This window comes from Lentzea sp. NPDC003310 (assembly GCF_040610935.1).
Lineage (GTDB): Bacteria > Actinomycetota > Actinomycetes > Mycobacteriales > Pseudonocardiaceae > Lentzea.
In genome coordinates, this window is sequence record NZ_JBEXNC010000040.1 from 1 (window position 1) to 16,012 (window position 16,012).

A 16,012-nucleotide genomic window follows, 5' to 3' on the forward strand; every position below is an offset into this window, starting at 1 on the left:
GGTGTCAAGTCGACACGCTTTTCGTCGACTTGACACCCCTACTCAGGTGTGGCCCGCTCTTGGCTCGGCTCGTGATGGGACCCCACCGCCGAGGCGCCCAAACTAAGCAACAGGCAGCCGCTCTAAGCAACAGGCGTGCCATCAGCCCACGGGCAGCGCTGGCCCCCTGATCAGATTGCCGGGGTCTGGGGCAGAGCCCCAGGGGAAGCACACAACAGGAACCCGCCCACGCAACCCAAGCCACCAACGGAACCGACGCGCCCCTAAATCAACTTCCCAGGATTCAAAATCCCAGTCGGGTCAACCTTCTCCTTCACCGCTCGCAACACATCCACCCCCACAACCCCGATCTCCCTCTCCACCCAAGGAAGGTGATCCCGCCCCACAGCATGGTGGTGGGAAATGGTCCCCAACCGAGAAACAGCCTCAGAAGCAGCAACCTTGGCCTTCCCCCACTGCCCAACAGGATCACCCAAATCCCGAGGCACCAACACGGTGAAGTACAACGAAGCCCCAGTCTCATAAGCATGCGAGATGTGGCACATGACCACCGCATCCCCAAGCTCAGAACGCAACGTCTCCCGAACAGCCTCCCGCAACTCAGAAACCCGAGCCCAAGACGTAGCAGTCTCCAACGTCTCAACACAAACCCCGGCGTCCAACAGCGCATCCCGCTGCCGAGGCCCGTTGAACCGCCCGTGCAGCCAGGACTCCCCCAAAGCCCGCCCAAGCCGAACAACCTTGTGCCGCCTCAAAACCGCAAGAGTCGCAGCCCGAGACCGACACTCCCACCCCAGGATCACCATGCAGGGCTGCCGGACCCCCCGAACCCGCAGGTACTTCTTCACAAGATCAGCCTTGGACCCAGCCAACTCCAACGCCACTTCAGTCTCGTCCACATCGGACAGACGAGTGACATCGGCAAGAGCCCCAGCCTGAGCCAGGGACCGCACCAGGGCAACCCCAGCCGACCACCCGTCGACCACAACCCCTTCGTACCGAGGCGAAACGGGAACAGGCCGAACCCGCACGGACACCTCGGTGATCACCCCGAACACCCCCTCACTCCCGAGCACGAGCTGCTTCAGATCAGGCCCGGCAGCGGAAGCAGGAGCAACCCCGGAAACCCACTCCCCCACAGGAGTGGCCATCCGCACCGACTCCACCATGTCCTCAAAACGCCCATAACCAGACGAAGCCTGCCCAGCAGACCGAGTGGCAGCGAACCCACCAATGGTCGCCCGCTCGAACGACTGCGGCACGTGCCCGAGCGTGAACCCGTGCTCCCCCAACAATCTCTCGGCCTCGGGTCCGGTAACACCGGCCTGCAACACAGCAACCCGAGAGACGGGATCGACGGACACCAGCCGCCCAAGCCCAGCGAGGTCCAACGCGACCACCGCCGACTTGGACCCGCGCAACGCCTCGACCCCACCGACCACGGAAGTGCCACCGCCGAACGGCACCACGGCGACGTCGTATTCGACGCACACCCGCAGCACCTCGAGGACCTCCTCGGGCGACGAGGGCTGCACGACGGCATCCGGCACCGCCAACTCCCCGTGCCCACGACGACGCAGCAGGTCGAGGTAGGACAACCCACCGGCCCGCCCGAGCCGGTCAGCGTCGTCCACGGACACGCCGCACACGGCCTCCAACGCCGTGAACGCGTCCTCGGAGAGAGCGGACGCCGGCACCTCCACGGGCACCTCGACAAGCGGTTCTCCCAGCCCCACACGCTGGGAGAGCCACGCCAGCGCATGCGGCGGCAACGGCACGGTTTCGGAGGTCCATCGAGCCCTGGTCACTGCTACAGTGTTACACATGACGTCTCAACGTCACACCCACGACGCTCTGCTCGACGCCACCCGTGAGTGTGTTCTGGAGGTGGGGGTCCGCCGGACCACCCTCACCGACGTGGCGAAACGGGCCAACGTGAGCCGCATGACGCTCTACCGCCGCTACCCCGACGTGGACCACCTCGTCAGGGCCCTGATGACCAGGGAATTCGCCGCCCTGCTCGCCGAGGTGGAGCAGGCGAGCGGCCGGGGCAACGCGCGCGAGCAACTCGTCCAGCGCGCGGTCGACGCCATCCGGCTGCTCGACGCCAACCCGCTCATGCAACGGGTCCTGCAGCTCGACGCGGACCTGATGCTGCCGTACCTCACCGACCGGCTGGGCAGCACGCAGCGGCTGGTCGAGCAGTTCCTCGTCGCGCAGATCGAGGCCGGTCACCTGGACGGCTCGATCCGGTTCGGCGACGCCAAGACCCAGGCCCGCGTCGTGCTGCTGAGCACGCAGTCGATGGTCCTGAGCACCCGGCCCGCCACGTCCGGGCTCGACTTCACCGCGCTGCTCGACGAGCTCGCGAAGCAGCTGGACGGAGCCCTGAAGCCGTGAACACGTCCCTGAACGCCGACCGGCGTCTGCAAGACCTCGAAGCAGCCCAACGAGAAGTCGCCGACGTGCTCGTCGTCGGCGGTGGCGTCACGGGCGCGGGCGTCGCACTCGACGCGGCCTCCCGCGGTCTGAAGACCGTGCTGCTGGAGGCGCACGACCTGGCGTTCGGGACGTCCCGCTGGTCCAGCAAGCTCGTCCACGGCGGCCTGCGCTACCTCGCCAAGGGCGACGTGCGGCTCGCCCACGAGAGCGCCGTCGAGCGCGGCATCCTGATGACCAGGACGGCACCGCACCTCACCCGCACGCTGCCGATGCTGTTCCCCCTGCACGGCACCGCCGGCAACTTCGTCATGTCGGGCTTCCGCGCCGGCAACGCGCTGCGCATCGCCGCCCGCACCCCGTCGTCCGTGCTGCCCGGCCCGCGCCGGGTGCCGAAGCACGAGGCGCTCGCCCTCGTCCCCGGTCTCGACCCGGCGAACCTCACCGGCGGCCTGCTGAGCTACGACGGCCAGCTCGCCGACGACGCACAGCTCGTGGTCGCGCTCGCCCGCACCGCCGCCGGACTTGGCGCGCGGATCATCACCCGCGCGAAAGTCCTGACGCTGCAAGGAGACGGCGCCGAAGCGGAGGACGTGCTGACCGGCACCCGGTTCGGCGTCCGAGCCAGGGCCGTGATCAACGCGACCGGCGTCTGGGCCGGCACGCTCACCCCGGTGCGGCTGCGGCCGTCCCGCGGCTCGCACCTGGTGATCGACGCGGGCAGCGCGGGCCTCACCGGCACGGCGCTGACCGTCCCGGTGCCCGGCGAGCGCAACCGCTACGCGATGCTGCTGCCCCAGCCGAACGGCCGCGCGTACCTGGGGCTCACCGACGAGCCGGTCGACGACATCCCGGACGTGCCGGAGGTCCCGCAGTCCGATGTGGACTTCCTGCTCGCGACCGCATCCCGCTTCCTGCAACGGGATCTCACGTACGACGACGTCATCGGCAGCTACGCGGGACTGCGACCGCTGATCGAGGCGGAGGGCAGGACCGCGGACCTCTCCCGCAACCACGCCGTGCTCACCGCGCCGAACGGCGTCATCACGATCGTCGGCGGCAAGCTCACCACCTACCGCAGGATGGCGGCGGACGCGGTCGAGGCGACGAACCTGACGCAGGTCCCCTGCCGCACCAAGGACATCCGGCTCGTCGACGACCGGCCGGCCCCGACCACCCCGATCGCACCGGGTGTCACGGAGGCCGACGTCGTTCACGCGATCCGGCACGAGGGCGCGCTCGACGCGGACGACGTCCTGGACCGGCGCACGCGCATCGGCCTGGTGCCGGCGGACCGCGCGAAGGCCGCACCGGAGATCGCGAAGCTCCTGGCCCACGCCTGAAATGGCACGCCCACGCACGAATCTCGCAGCCCACGGTTGAAGCCGCACCCCACGCCGAAAGCTCCCTACCCACGCATGAAGCCGCCCACCCCGCGCACGACGCTCTCACCCCACACATGAAGAACGGGGCGCCCCCGAAGGGACGCCCCGTGTCTCAGCGCAAGGAAGGCGGGGTCACTCGCCGATGACCGGCTTCGCGGCCTTCGGCGGGTCGATCAGGCTCTCGCCCTCGATCCGCACCTTGCGCTTGTGCTCGTTGCTGCCGCCGCCCTGACCGGGAGCACCGGCCATCGGCGCGCCACCCATCATGCCGCCCATGCCGGCACCGCCCTTGGCGCCACCGGCACCGCCGGCCGCCGCCGCGGGAGCCGCCGGCGCGGCACCGCTGCCGGCCGCCATGACGCCCGCCGCGCCACCGAACTGCGTGGCCGAGGTACCGCCGGCACCACCACCGCCGGCCGGGCCGCCGAGGCCCGCGGGCATGCCGCCGCCTCCGCCACCGCCGCCACCCTTGGGGATGCCACCGCCGCCGCCACCACCGGCCCCGCCGCCCGCAGCCGCGCTCGCGGCGTGGTCGGTCGTCGTCGGCCGGTACCAGTCGGAGCTGGGCACGGCCGGCGGGATGCCGACCGACGGGGGCTTGACCCCGGTGTTGCCACCGGCCGTCGTGGTCGTGTCGGGCTCCCAGTGACCGGGCACCCAGCGACCACCGGTGCCGCCACCACCCGAACCGCCGCCGGGACCGGGCACGTAGCCACCGCCGCCGCCACCGGGGGTGCCGGGCGTCGGGTAACCGGGGCCGGTGGGCGTGCCGGGAGGCGTGCGGATCGGTGTGACGGCCGGGCCGCCGACGCTCGTCCCGGGACCGCCGCTGCCCGGGGTGAACCCGCCCTGGTCGACAGAGGTCCAGCCGGGGCGGACCTGACCGCCGCCGGCGCTCGCCGAACCGGTGGACCCGCCGCCCGCGCTGCTGGTGATCGTGCTGCCCGCACCGGCCCAGGCCTGCGACTGGTCGCCGCCGCGGATGCCGTCGAAGCCGCCCGCGGTGTTGCGGACGGCGCCGCCGCCGGCGCCCTTGCCGTTGTTCGCGAGCGAGGAGATGGCGTCGATGACCTGCTCGGCGACCTTGGCGATCTGGGTGACCGACTTGATCAGGTTCATCAGCTTCTGCACGGAGCCGACGAGCTTCTGCAGGAAGTCGGCGAGCTTCTTCGCGTAGTTGACCGCGGTCGTGACGATGTCCGCGATGGCGCCCGCGATGGCCGCGCCGAAGGTCAGGAACGAGGCAGCGAGCCACTGGATGATCTTCATGACCATGTCGGACACGGCCTGGCTGATCAGGTCCATGATCATCTTGCGGACCGTGCCGACGAGCTCACCGGCGCCCTTGACCGCGCCCGCAATGCCCTCGACCGACTTGGCGAGGGTCTCCAGGCCACCCGCGTGGCGCTTGGCGGCGGCGCGGTAGCCGTCGGCCGCCTTGCCCTCCCACTCGCGGGTCTGCGAGACGCAGATCTTCTCGTACTCGTTCGCGATCGCGTGGACCTGCTTGCCCGCGTTCTGGAACGACTGCGACATCTTGGCGATCGACTCGGGGCTGCCGAGCAGGACGTCGAACGGCTCGCGCAGGAAGTCGACGTGCTGGATGGCCCAGCTGAAGCCGGCGGAGAGGAAACCGCTCAGCGGGTTCGACGCCATGCCCACGATGCCCATGGCCGAGTTCGCGATGCCGAGGCCCGCGTTGACCCAGTCACCGCGCTCGATGGCGGAGTAGGTGTTCGAGATGTTGCTGATCAGCTGCTGGGTGTCCTGGCCGCTGGCCTGTGACGCTGGGGCGTTCATCCCCGGCCTCCCTTGAAGCCGAACATGTTGTCGAGGTCGACCTGCTCGTACTGCTCGATGGTCTGCTTGATGGCGTTGCCCATGTCCATCAGCGAGTTGGCGGCCTTGCCCAGGTTGTCCTGCGACAGACCGGCCTCCTGGAGGACCTTCTGGGCGAGGAACCCGAGGAAGACGCCGAACGCCTCGGTGGTCAGGGCACCGGGCTCACACGTCTCGGTGGCCTTGCGCATCCGTTCCATGAGCCCGTCCACGCTCCGGGCGTGGTTTCTCAGCTCGTCCAGGTCGATGTTGAAGTGCTGCTGCATGCCTAACCCCCTCCTGCACTCAGGCCATGACGTCGGGCGGGTTGGTGAAGTACTCGTCGTCGGGCCGCGTGTCCTTGCGCTCCAACTCCGACTTCGGTTCTTCCTCGTCGGTTCCGTCGCCCTTGTACCCGTTCGGCATCTGGGCCTTCACGAACTCGAGCGCGGGGCTGTCCCCGACGAAGTCCGTCATGATCTGCACCACTCGGCCGGAGGCGTCGCGCTGGGCCTTTGCCGAGGCAGTGAGCACTGCGGAGGCGATCTCGCTGGGGTCCATGCCGCGGGCTTCCGGCTTGATCTGGAGATCGGTCAGCACGCCTGTGGCGTTAACTGTCACCGTGATCAGGCCATCTGGCGAGCTGGCGCTGCCTCCCACACCACCGAGCTGGTCGCGGGCCTGTTCGGCGTCCTGCTTGGCCTGCTCGATCTTGGCCCCGTACTGCTTGAGCCACTGATCCGGGTCAATGGGCTGCATGGTCACCCCCGTTGAGTGAATTGGTCGTTCGTTCGATTCGCCGTAGACGCCCGTATCGTTTCACTCGTTCCCTGCTCACCGATACTTTCAGTCCGATTACCGCCATCCGGGCTAACGAAGGGGTTCACCGTGCCTGAGGGAGTGCTGGAGATCGACAGGATCTCCAAGCGCTACGGGGAGGTCGTCGCCCTGCGGGACATGTCCTTCGACGTGCGCGCCGGCGAGCTCTTCGGATTCGTCGGCAGCAACGGCGCCGGGAAGACCACGACCATGCGCATCGCGCTGGGCGTGCTCGCGGCCGACTCCGGCGAGGTGCGGTGGAACGGCAGAACCGTCGACCTCGACACCCGGCGCCGGATCGGCTACATGCCCGAGGAGCGCGGTCTCTACCCGCGGATGAAGGTCCTGGACCAGCTGGTCTACCTGGCCGAGCTGCACGGCATGGGCACCAACGAGGCCCACACGAGCGCCGAGAACTGGATGGCGCGCCTCGGTCTGCGCGACCGCCGCACGGACGAGGTGCAGCGGCTGAGCCTCGGCAACCAACAGCGCGTCCAACTGGCCGCCGCGCTGGTGCACGAGCCGGACGTGCTGGTGCTCGACGAGCCGTTCTCCGGCCTCGACCCGGTCGCCGTGGACGTGATGAGCCAGGTGCTGCGCGAGAAGGCGTCCGCCGGGGTGCCCGTGGTGTTCTCGAGCCACCAGCTCGACCTGGTGGAACGGCTGTGCGACCGCGTCGGCATCGTGAGCGCCGGGTCGATGGTCGCGAGCGGAACAGTCGATGAACTCCGCTCGGGTGGCACACCTCGCCTCGTCGTGGAGTCGCCGACGACCGACTGGGCTGCCACCCTGGACGGTGTGCGGGTGATCGAGAGGAACGGGACGCGGAGCGTTCTCGAGCTCACCGACGGCGTGGACGACCAGGCGGTGCTGCACGCGGCGCTCGGAGCGGGTCCCGTGCACGAGTTCTCCCGGCAGCGCCCGTCGCTGACCGAGCTGTTCCGCAACGTCGTGACCACCGAGGGCAGGAACGCATGACGTCGGCCCGTGCCGTCTCGCTGGTGGCGAGGCGCGAGTTCGTCACGAAGGTGCGCACCCGGTCGTTCCTGATCGGCACAGCGGTGATCATCGCCGTGCTCGCCGGGTACGTGGTGCTGCAGTCCGTGCTGTTCGACGACCAGCAGCACAGCGTCGTCGGGCTGTCCGGCCAGGCGACGCAGCTCGCGGACCCGTTGCGGGACAAGGCGAAGGCGTTCGGCATCGAGCTGGAGACGCGGGACGTCACGACCGCGGGCGACGCCGAGCAGCAGGTCCGCGACGGCGGGCTGGACGCGCTGGTGACCGGTGCGCCGCCGGAGCTCAAGATGATCGTCAAGGGCTCCGGTGACGAGGTGCTCGCGGCGGCGCTGAACGACGTGCTGCGCCAGCAGGTGCTGACCGCGCAGCTGGCCGAGGCGGGCATCACCCCGCAGGAGGTCGCGCAGAGCCTCGAGAGCGCCCGCGTCGCCGTCACCGCACTGGAACCCGTTGACCCGCAACGAGGTCAGCGCCTCGCGATCGGGTTGATCGTGGCCGCGCTGCTGTACTACTCGCTGCTGGTCTACGGGACGATGGTCGCGCAGGGCGTGGTCGAGGAGAAGTCGAGCCGGGTCGTGGAGATCCTGCTCGCGACCCTGCGGCCGTGGCAGTTGTTGCTGGGCAAGGTGATCGGGCTCGGCGCGGTCGGTCTGCTGCAGCTGGTGGTGATCTCCACCGTCGGCCTGGGACTGTCCTCGGCGTTCGACGTGGTCGACGTCAGCGCCTTGGGCGGCGCGGCACTGCTGACCGGTGTGCTCTGGTACCTGCTCGGCTTCTTCCTGTACGCCACCGTGTTCGCGGCCGCCGCGTCGCTGGTGTCGCGGCAGGAGGAGCTGCAGTCGGTGCTGACGCCGATCAGCATGACGATCATCGTGGCGTTCGTGGCCGGCATCAACCTGATGATCGGCAGCCCCTCCGGCACCACGGTCACGGTGCTGTCGCTGCTGCCGCCGTTCGCCCCGATCCTGATGCCGGGCCGGATGGCGCTGGGCGTCGCGCCGACGTGGCAGGTGCTCCTGGCCGTCGTGCTCGCCCTCGCGGCCATCGCGGCGATCACGTGGCTCGGCGGCAAGGTCTACGCGAACGCCGTGCTGAGGACCGGCGCTCGCGTCAAGCTCCGCGAGGCGCTCAGGCTTTGATCGCCTGGTAGCGGTCGAGCGCCACCTGGCGTTCGACCGCGTGGTCCACGATCGGCGGGATGTCCACCGAGTCGGGCGCGTACTTCCGGACGTACCTGCCGTCCGGGTCGAACTTCTTCTCCTGCGTCATGGGGTTGAAGACGCGGAAGAACGGCGACGCGTCCGTGCCGCTGCCCGCGACCCACTGCCAGTTGTGCTGGTTCGACGCGATGTCGCCGTCGATCAGGTGGTTCATGAAGTGCCGGGCGCCCCACCACCACGGCAGGTGCAGGTCCTTGACCAGGAAGCTCGCGACGATCATGCGCACCCGGTTGTGCATGAAGCCCTCCTGCAGGAGCTGCCGCATGCCGGCGTCGACGATCGGAAAGCCCGTGCGGCCTTCCTTCCAGGCCTCGAAGAGCTCCTGGTCGTGGTCGACCTCCATGCGGTCGAACCGCCGGTCGAGGTTCTGGCGGGCGGTCTCCGGCTTGTGCCACAGCACGTCGGCGTAGAACTCCCGCCAGGCGAGCTCGCTGCGGTACGTCCCGTCGCAGTCCTGCAGCAGCGTCCGCGGGTGCAGCACACCCCACCGCAGGAACGCCGACATCCGGCTCGTGGCGTCCAGGTCGGGCCGGTCCCTGGTCGTGTCGTAGTCGTGCAGCCGTTCGTCGCGGAACTTCTCCCAGAGCGCCTGCGCGTCCTCGAGCTTCTCCGTGCTCGCCGGGATCTTCGCGCTGTGCCCCGGTTCGAGCCAGTCCAGAGTGGACGCGTCGGTGTCCGCGGGCTTGCGCCAGCCGTGCTCCAGCCAGGCGTTGCGGAACGGCGTGAAGACCTTGAACGGCGTGCCGTCCTGCTTGCGCACCCGGCCCGGCGCCACCGCGTAGGGCGAGCCGGAGCGGACGAGTTCGATGTCCCCCAACGCTTCCTCGACGGCATCGTCGCGCCGGCGACCGTACGGCGCGTAGTCCGCCGAGATGTGGACGCTGCCCGCGCCGATTTCCTCGGCGACGCGCGGAACGGTCTTCACCGGATCCCCGTGCACGACCATCAGCCGCCCGCCCAGTTCCTCGTTCAGGGCGTGCAGACAGCGGTGCAGGAAATCGATTCGCGGCTTGCCGGACGGTTTCAGCAACCGGTCGTCGAGAACGAACAACGCGAGTGCGCGGGGCGATCTTTCGGCGGCCGCGAGAATGGCCGGATGATCGGATGTCCGCAAATCGCGGCGGAACCAGACGAGTGACGGGGAAGAACTCACCCTTCGACGCTAAAGCGGGCCGGACGGGTCTGCATGACGGGTGACCGCAGCCACCAGTTCGAGTACCACCAACCGCACCAGGACGAGAAGGCGGCCGTAGTAGAGAGCGGTGTAGGGCCGATACCCGTCCGACGCCGGATCAGCGAAGAACGGCACCACCCGCTGCAGGTCACCGAGGCTGCGCGTGAGGTGCGCGATCATGTCGTCCTCGGGCTCACCACCTCGCTCGACCCAGGCTCCGACCCAGCTCAGCGCGCTGATGTCCAACTCGGTCATCTCGACGCCGGCGACCTCGGCCCCGGACAGCCCCCGCGGGTAGGGCATCCTGCTCTGCCGCTCGTACAACCGAGCGACCTCAGCGCGCACGTCCGTCACGCACCACCCCCAGAAAAGCGGAAAGCGCGCCACCCGGTCGGGTGACGCGCCCTCAGCCTGCCAGAAGAACTAGCGCGTGATCAGCGGTTTTCCATCGCGATGAAGTCGCGCTCGGTCGGCCCGGTGTAGATCTGCCGCGGGCGGCCGATCTTGGTGGCCGGGTCGTTGATCATCTCGCGCCAGTGCGCGATCCAGCCGGGGAGCCGGCCGAGCGCGAACAGCACGGTGAAGAACTTCGTCGGGAAGCCCATCGCCCGGTAGATCAGACCCGTGTAGAAGTCCACGTTCGGGTAGAGCTTGCGGGAGATGAAGTAGTCGTCGCTCAGGGCGGCCTCTTCCAGCTGCTTCGCGATGTCGAGCAGCTGGTCGTCGGCGCCGAGCTTGCCGAGGATCTCGTCGGCGGTCTTCTTGATGATCGCGGCGCGCGGGTCGTAGTTCTTGTAGACCCGGTGGCCGAAGCCCATCAGGCGGACGCCGTCCTCCTTGTTCTTCACCTTGTTGACGAACGACTGCACGTCGCCGCCGTCGTTCTTGATCTTCTCCAGCATCTCCAGCACCGCGCTGTTCGCGCCGCCGTGCAGCGGGCCGAACAGGGCGTTGATGCCCGCAGAGATCGAGGCGAAGAGGTTCGCCTCGGAGGAGCCGACCAGGCGCACGGTCGACGTGGAGCAGTTCTGCTCGTGGTCGGCGTGCAGGATGAAGAGCAGGTCGAGCGCGCGGACCAGGTCCGGGTCGAGGTCGTAGGCCTCGGCAGGGAAGCCGAAGGTCATGCGCAGGAAGTTCTCCACCAGGCCCAGCGAGTTGTCCGGGTAGAGGAACGGCTGGCCGACCGACTTCTTGTACGCGTAGGCCGCGATGGTCGGCAGCTTGGCGAGGAGGCGGATCGTCGAGATCTCCACCTGGTTCGCGTCGAACGGCGACAGCGAGTCCTGGTAGAAGGTCGACAGGGCCGAGACCGCGGACGACAGCACCGGCATGGGGTGCGCGTCGCGCGGGAAGCCGTCGAAGAAGCGCTTGAGGTCCTCGTGCAGCAGCGTGTGCCTGCTGATCTTGGACGTGAAGTCCTCGAGCTGGGCGGCGGTCGGGAGCTCGCCGTAGATCAGGAGGTACGAGACCTCCGCGAAGTTCGAACGCGCGGCCAGCTGCTCGATCGGGTACCCGCGGTAGCGCAGGATGCCTGCGTCACCGTCGATGTAGGTGATCTCGGAGGAGCAGGAGGCCGTGTTGACGAAGCCGGTGTCCAGGGTTACCAGACCGGTGGTCGACAGCAGCTTGCCGAGATCGATGCCGGACGCGCCTTCGGACGCCCGCACCACCTTCATCTCGAGCTCTCCGCCCTCGTGGCGCAGCGCGACGGTCTGTGGGTCGGTCGGCGCAGTCGTCGCGTCGGGCATTCAAGTCCCTCTCAACGCTCGGACGGGGTGGCGGCAGGCCACGCCGGGCCTGCCGTCGTCTCGGACCACCCCGTTGGGATCTGAGTCTTCAAGTCCACTCACGCTAGTCGGCGGAAGGCCCGCCTCGCAGCAGCGGTGTGAACCGATTCTGTGAGATGGGACCGGCATCACATCCGTAATGCCAGTTTCTAGCGCGGCTCCACCACGGTAGTCCGATCCTCCGTTTTATCCACCCAACGCGGCGGTGAGTTCGCTCGCAAAGGGGGGTTCGGCACCCGCACGGGAACATGTGATCGCGGCGGCGGCACCCGCATACGTCAATGCGGCCGTCCATTCCTCCACCGAGAGGCCCCTGATCTTCTCCGCGTTCAACGCGTCGTGGTCGTGCAGCCACGCGAGCAGGGCACCTTGCACCGTGTCGCCCGCCCCGATCGTGTCGACCACGTCCACCTTCACGGGTGGCACGTCGACCTGTCCGGTGGCGGTGATCACGGACAGGCCGTCCCCGCCCTTGGTCAGGACCACGGCGGCCGGCCCCTGTGAAATCCACGTCCTTGCGATCTCGATCACGTCGCCGTCCTCGGCGAGCCACCGCGCGTCCTCGACCGAGACCTTCAGCAGGCCGACGTCGGGCAGCCACGACCGGAACCGCGCGCGGTAGGCGCCCGGATCGTCGATCAGGCCCGCCCGGATGTTGGGGTCGAGCACCGTGAGCAAGCGCTTGCTCTCGCGCCGCAGCACCGTCTCGTAGACCGAGGCGCCGGGCTCCAGCACGAGGCTGAGCGTGCCGAACGAGACGGCCTTCACGCCCTCGTCCAACGGCCCGGGGTCCTCGACGAGGCGGTCGGCCGTGCCGTCGACGTAGAACGAGTACCGCGCGCTGCCGTCGTCCGCGAGGCCGACCACGGCGAGCGTGGTGTTCTCCGGTCCACGCTGGACCAGACGCGTCTCGACGCCCGAGACTTCCAGCCGCTTCACGAGCTGCTCGCCGAAGTGGTCCGTCGAGATGCGCGACAGGAAACCCGCCGGCACGCCCAGCCGCCCGACCGCGACGGCCACGTTGTACGGCCCGCCACCGAGCTTCGGCGCGAGCGGAGCGAGCTCGTCGTCCCCGACCGGCACCATGTCGACCAGCGACTCACCAGCAACCACGATCACTGCGTCTACTCCTTCGGTGAAGCGCCCGTCCTCTGCAGACCATCCAACAGCAGTTCGCCCAGGGCGGTGAACGCCTCGGCGTCCGAAACACCTGCCCGCTTCGTGAGGACTCCGGTCTGGATGCCCTCGATGAGCAGACCGGCCATCTCGGCGAACAACGTGGCGTGCACCTCGCGGAACACGTGCCGCTCGACCCCGTCCTGGATGAACGACTTGATGCGGTCGGCGGCGGCACGCGCGTTGCGCTCGTACGTGGCCCGCGTGGGCGGGAAGTCAGAGACGTCCGCGATGAACGCCGCCGACGCCTTGTTCAGCTCCTCCGCGGCGCCCGCAAGGTAGCTGCCGATGCGTTTGCGCACGTCGTTGAGGCCCGCGATGCGCTTCTCGATGCGTTCGGCGGCGCCTTTGAAGTACCGGCCGACGACCCGGACGGCCAGTTGCTCCTTGCTGCCGGCGAGCGCGTACAGCGTCGACTTCGAGCAGTGCAGCCTGCCCGCGATGTCGTCCAGGGTGAGGTGTCCGAAGCCCTCGGTGAGGAACAACGCCTCCAACCGGGTGAGCAGCTCGGCCTGCCGCTGCGTGAGAGCCCGCGTCATGGTGAGGACCCTGCCACATTCACTGGCTGCTGTACTGCACAACGCACTAGAGTACAGCTACCAGTACACCACCGGAGGTCGACGATGCCCGCCGAGCGGCTGCTCCCCACCCAAGAGGCCGAGGACCTGATCGCGCTGGTCAAGGAGATCGCGCGGGACGAGCTCAAGCCCCACGCCGCGGACGCCGAGGAGAACGAGAAGTTCCCCCGCGACGCGTTCCGCCTGCTGGGCAGGTCCGGTCTGCTGGGCCTCCCGTACGCCGAGGAGTTCGGCGGCGGCGAGCAGCCCTACGAGGTGTACCTGCAGGCCCTCGAAGAGGTCGCCTCCGCGTGGATGACGGTCGCCGTCGGCCTCTCCGTGCACGTGATGTCGTGCTACGGCCTCGCCACGTTCGGCACCCGTGAGCAGCAGGAACGCTGGCTCCCGGAGATGCTCGAGGGCGAGCTGCTCGGCGGCTACGCGCTGTCTGAGGTGCAGGCGGGCTCCGACCCGGCCGCGATGTCGACGCGAGCCGTCCGCAAGGGCTCCGAGTACGTCGTGAACGGCACCAAGGCGTGGATCACGCACGCCGGCGCCGCCGACTTCTACACCCTGATGGCCCGCACGTCCCCCGACGCGGGCCGCGGCATCTCCTGCTTCCTCGCACCGGGCGAGGTCCAGGGCCTCACCGCGCTGACCCCGGAACGCAAGATGGGCCTCACCGGCTCCATCACCGCGCAGCTGGAGTTCGCCGACGTCCGCTTCGAGTCCGACCGCCTGATCGGCAACGAGGGCGACGGCCTCAAGATCGCACTGTCCGCTTTGGACTCGGGCCGCCTCGGCATCGCGGCCTGCGCCGTGGGCCTGGCCCAGGCGGCACTGGACGAGGCAGTCGCGTACGCCAAGACCCGCACCCAGTTCGGCCGCCCGATCATCGAGTTCCAGGGCCTCGAGTTCATGCTGGCCGACGTGGCCGCGGCCGTGGAGTCGGCCCGCGCCACCTACATCTCGGCGGCCCGCCGCCGGGACCGCGGCCTGCCGTTCCGCCAACAGGCGTCGATCGCCAAGCTCGTCGCCACGGACGCGGCGATGAAGGTGACGACCGACGCCGTGCAGGTGCTCGGCGGCGCGGGCTACACCCGCGACTTCCCGGTCGAGCGCTACATGCGCGAGGCCAAGGTCCTGCAGATCTTCGAGGGCACCAACCAGATCCAGCGCCTCGTGATCGGCCGAGGCCTCCGCTAGCCCTCCCGGTAGAAGGGGTCGGCCACGACCCCTTCACCCTTCGCCTCGTCCCACGTGTAGACCTCGCGCCCCTGCACGAACACGTGCAGAGCACGACTCATCACGTCGAGCGGATCCCCGGACCAGATCACGACGTCCCCGTCCAACCCGGGCCGCAACGACCCGACCCGATCGTCCAGCCCCATGATCCGCGCGGGGTTGGTCGTGATCGACTTCAGTGCGACATCACTGTCCAACCCTTCCTTCACCGCCAACGTGGCCTGGTGCACCAGGAAGTGGATGGGCACCACGGGATGGTCCGTCGTGATCGCCAACTCCACCCCGGCCCGCGCCAGAATCCCGGGGTTGCGCAACCCCCGGTTGCGAAGCTCCACTTTGGACCGCGAAGTGAACAGCGGCCCGATGATGACCGGAATCTGCTTGTCCGCGATGACATCCGCGATCAGATGACCTTCAGTACCGTGGTTGAGGATCAACCGGTACCCGAACTCTTCGGACAACCGAATCGCAGTGGCGATGTCATCAGCCCGATGCGCGTGCTGACACCACCCCAACTCACCACTCAACACCTTGCCGAGGATCTCCATGGTGTTGTCGCGATCGAACGGCTTCCCGTCCTTCTCCGCCTCAGCCTTCTTGGCCGCATAATCCTGCGCCTTGGTCAGCTGATCACGAATGACAGCCGCAACGCCTTGCCGCGTCGACGGCAACTTCCCCTTCTCGCCGTAAACCCGCTTGGGATTCTCACCAAGCGCACTCTTCACACTGACGGGCTCCTTGACGAGCATCTCGTCAACAGTCCGCCCCCAACACTTGATCGCCACAGTCTGCCCACCGATGGGGTTACCGGACCCGGGCTTGATCACCGCAGTGGTAACCCCACCGCTCAACGCGTCGGCAAAGCCGAGGTCAGCAGGGTTGATCGCATCAAGCGCCCGCATCCGAGCCCCAACAGGATCAGTCATCTCGTTGGTGTCCTGCCCGGCCCACCCCTCGGCCTCCTCGTGGACACCGATGTGCCCATGAGCCTCGACAAAGCCGGGCAACACCCAGGCCCCGTCAGCGTCGACAACCCGCACCCCATCAGGAATGTCGACGTCAGCACCAACCGCAACGATCTTCCCGCCCCGGATGAGAACAGTGCCGCCCTCAATGGGCTCGCCGGAAACGGGAACGACATAACCACCGGTGATCGCGATGTCCATGGTTAGCAACGCTAACGGTTAGACCGCACAACGGCCACCCCGCCAGCAAAGCCGAAGGCGAGCACCCCCGCCCCACAGCGACGCCGAAGGCGAGCAGTCTCTTCCCAAGACCTAAGGGCGGTGGGGTCCCATCACGAGTCGCGCCATAGCTCTTGCTGCAGCCAGGAGGGGATGTCAAACGGGCACGCTTTTCGCCCGTTTGACATCCC

Annotated in this window: 15 protein-coding genes; 5 read left to right on the forward strand and 10 right to left on the reverse strand. The window is 68.4% G+C overall.

The window, feature by feature from the left end; all coding sequences use genetic code 11:
• Positions 1–263: 263 nt before the first annotated feature.
• A complete protein-coding gene (locus tag ABZX02_RS43410) occupies positions 264–1,826 on the reverse strand; it encodes an FAD-binding oxidoreductase (RefSeq protein ID WP_355307862.1) in 1,563 nt (520 codons plus the stop codon).
• On the opposite strand from ABZX02_RS43410, the gene ABZX02_RS43415 reads away from it, so the two are divergent.
• Together ABZX02_RS43415 and ABZX02_RS43420 are read left to right on the forward strand one after the other, a co-directional pair.
• Complete coding sequence (locus ABZX02_RS43415) at positions 1,825–2,400, forward strand: TetR/AcrR family transcriptional regulator (RefSeq protein WP_355307864.1); 576 nt, start codon at positions 1,825–1,827, stop codon at positions 2,398–2,400. The two genes, ABZX02_RS43410 and ABZX02_RS43415, sit on opposite strands and share 2 nt — an antisense overlap.
• Positions 2,397–3,782: a glycerol-3-phosphate dehydrogenase/oxidase gene (locus ABZX02_RS43420; protein ID WP_355307866.1), complete on the forward strand. Its 1,386-nt coding sequence runs from the start codon at positions 2,397–2,399 to the stop codon at positions 3,780–3,782. The genes ABZX02_RS43415 and ABZX02_RS43420 overlap by 4 nt, the downstream gene beginning before the upstream one ends.
• A 174-nt stretch (positions 3,783–3,956) precedes the next feature.
• Here the strand turns inward: ABZX02_RS43420 and ABZX02_RS43425 are convergent, their stop codons facing one another.
• From ABZX02_RS43425 to ABZX02_RS43435, 3 genes are read right to left on the reverse strand one after another with little or no spacing between them, the layout of a single operon-like run.
• Positions 3,957–5,624 carry a hypothetical protein gene (locus ABZX02_RS43425; protein ID WP_355307868.1) on the reverse strand — a complete coding sequence of 556 codons (1,668 nt, stop codon included), beginning with the start codon at positions 5,622–5,624 and terminating at the stop codon, positions 3,957–3,959.
• Entirely contained in the window at positions 5,621–5,929 is a 309-nt protein-coding gene (locus ABZX02_RS43430) for a hypothetical protein (protein WP_355307870.1), read from the reverse strand. The genes ABZX02_RS43425 and ABZX02_RS43430 overlap by 4 nt, the downstream gene beginning before the upstream one ends.
• 19 nt (positions 5,930–5,948) lie before the next feature.
• The gene (locus ABZX02_RS43435) at positions 5,949–6,401 is read right to left on the reverse strand and encodes a YbaB/EbfC family nucleoid-associated protein (RefSeq protein WP_355307889.1); all 453 of its coding nucleotides are present in this window, start codon (positions 6,399–6,401) and stop codon (positions 5,949–5,951) included.
• A gap of 129 nt (positions 6,402–6,530) precedes the next feature.
• Here ABZX02_RS43435 and ABZX02_RS43440 point away from each other — a divergent pair, with 129 nt between their 5' ends.
• On the forward strand, positions 6,531–7,439 hold the full coding sequence (locus ABZX02_RS43440) for an ATP-binding cassette domain-containing protein (protein ID WP_355307872.1): 909 nt from the start codon (positions 6,531–6,533) through the stop codon (positions 7,437–7,439).
• Positions 7,436–8,617, forward strand: coding sequence for an ABC transporter permease (locus ABZX02_RS43445; RefSeq protein ID WP_355307874.1), 1,182 nt, complete (start codon positions 7,436–7,438; stop codon positions 8,615–8,617). Before ABZX02_RS43440 ends, ABZX02_RS43445 begins: the two co-directional genes overlap by 4 nt.
• On the opposite strand, the gene ABZX02_RS43450 is transcribed toward ABZX02_RS43445, so the two are convergent.
• The 5 genes from ABZX02_RS43450 to ABZX02_RS43470 form a co-directional block, all read right to left on the reverse strand.
• On the reverse strand, positions 8,607–9,851 hold the full coding sequence (locus ABZX02_RS43450; protein ID WP_355307876.1) for a deoxyribodipyrimidine photo-lyase: 1,245 nt from the start codon (positions 9,849–9,851) through the stop codon (positions 8,607–8,609). The genes ABZX02_RS43445 and ABZX02_RS43450 overlap by 11 nt on opposite strands.
• A 9-nt stretch (positions 9,852–9,860) precedes the next feature.
• Positions 9,861–10,226, reverse strand: coding sequence for a hypothetical protein (locus ABZX02_RS43455; protein WP_355307878.1), 366 nt, complete (start codon positions 10,224–10,226; stop codon positions 9,861–9,863).
• 80 nt (positions 10,227–10,306) lie between these two features.
• Entirely contained in the window at positions 10,307–11,620 is a 1,314-nt protein-coding gene (locus ABZX02_RS43460) for a citrate synthase (RefSeq protein ID WP_355307879.1), read from the reverse strand.
• Positions 11,621–11,845: 225 nt separating this feature from the next.
• Complete coding sequence (locus ABZX02_RS43465; RefSeq protein WP_355307881.1) at positions 11,846–12,778, reverse strand: carbohydrate kinase; 933 nt, start codon at positions 12,776–12,778, stop codon at positions 11,846–11,848.
• A 5-nt stretch (positions 12,779–12,783) separates the two neighbouring features.
• On the reverse strand, positions 12,784–13,374 hold the full coding sequence (locus ABZX02_RS43470) for a TetR/AcrR family transcriptional regulator (RefSeq protein ID WP_355307883.1): 591 nt from the start codon (positions 13,372–13,374) through the stop codon (positions 12,784–12,786).
• Between the two features lie 84 nt (positions 13,375–13,458).
• On the opposite strand from ABZX02_RS43470, the gene ABZX02_RS43475 reads away from it, so the two are divergent.
• Complete coding sequence (locus ABZX02_RS43475; RefSeq protein ID WP_355307885.1) at positions 13,459–14,598, forward strand: acyl-CoA dehydrogenase family protein; 1,140 nt, start codon at positions 13,459–13,461, stop codon at positions 14,596–14,598.
• Here the strand turns inward: ABZX02_RS43475 and ABZX02_RS43480 are convergent.
• Positions 14,595–15,803 (reverse strand): amidohydrolase, encoded by a 1,209-nt coding sequence (locus ABZX02_RS43480; RefSeq protein ID WP_355307887.1) that lies wholly within the window; start codon positions 15,801–15,803, stop codon positions 14,595–14,597. The genes ABZX02_RS43475 and ABZX02_RS43480 overlap by 4 nt on opposite strands.
• Positions 15,804–16,012: the final 209 nt, after the last annotated feature.

What these genes read in the sequence shown, in the direction of transcription:
- ABZX02_RS43475 (WP_355307885.1), top strand. Translation starts at nt 13,459, where the DNA reads ATGCCCGCCGAGCGGCTGCTCCCCACCCAAGAGGCCGAGGACCTGATC.
- ABZX02_RS43480 (WP_355307887.1), bottom strand. Translation starts at nt 15,803, where the DNA reads ATGGACATCGCGATCACCGGTGGTTATGTCGTTCCCGTTTCCGGCGAG.
- ABZX02_RS43415 (WP_355307864.1), top strand. Translation starts at nt 1,825, where the DNA reads ATGACGTCTCAACGTCACACCCACGACGCTCTGCTCGACGCCACCCGT.
- ABZX02_RS43470 (WP_355307883.1), bottom strand. Translation starts at nt 13,374, where the DNA reads ATGACGCGGGCTCTCACGCAGCGGCAGGCCGAGCTGCTCACCCGGTTG.
- ABZX02_RS43435 (WP_355307889.1), bottom strand. Translation starts at nt 6,401, where the DNA reads ATGCAGCCCATTGACCCGGATCAGTGGCTCAAGCAGTACGGGGCCAAG.
- ABZX02_RS43425 (WP_355307868.1), bottom strand. Translation starts at nt 5,624, where the DNA reads ATGAACGCCCCAGCGTCACAGGCCAGCGGCCAGGACACCCAGCAGCTG.
- ABZX02_RS43410 (WP_355307862.1), bottom strand. Translation starts at nt 1,826, where the DNA reads ATGTGTAACACTGTAGCAGTGACCAGGGCTCGATGGACCTCCGAAACC.
- ABZX02_RS43445 (WP_355307874.1), top strand. Translation starts at nt 7,436, where the DNA reads ATGACGTCGGCCCGTGCCGTCTCGCTGGTGGCGAGGCGCGAGTTCGTC.
- ABZX02_RS43430 (WP_355307870.1), bottom strand. Translation starts at nt 5,929, where the DNA reads ATGCAGCAGCACTTCAACATCGACCTGGACGAGCTGAGAAACCACGCC.
- ABZX02_RS43460 (WP_355307879.1), bottom strand. Translation starts at nt 11,620, where the DNA reads ATGCCCGACGCGACGACTGCGCCGACCGACCCACAGACCGTCGCGCTG.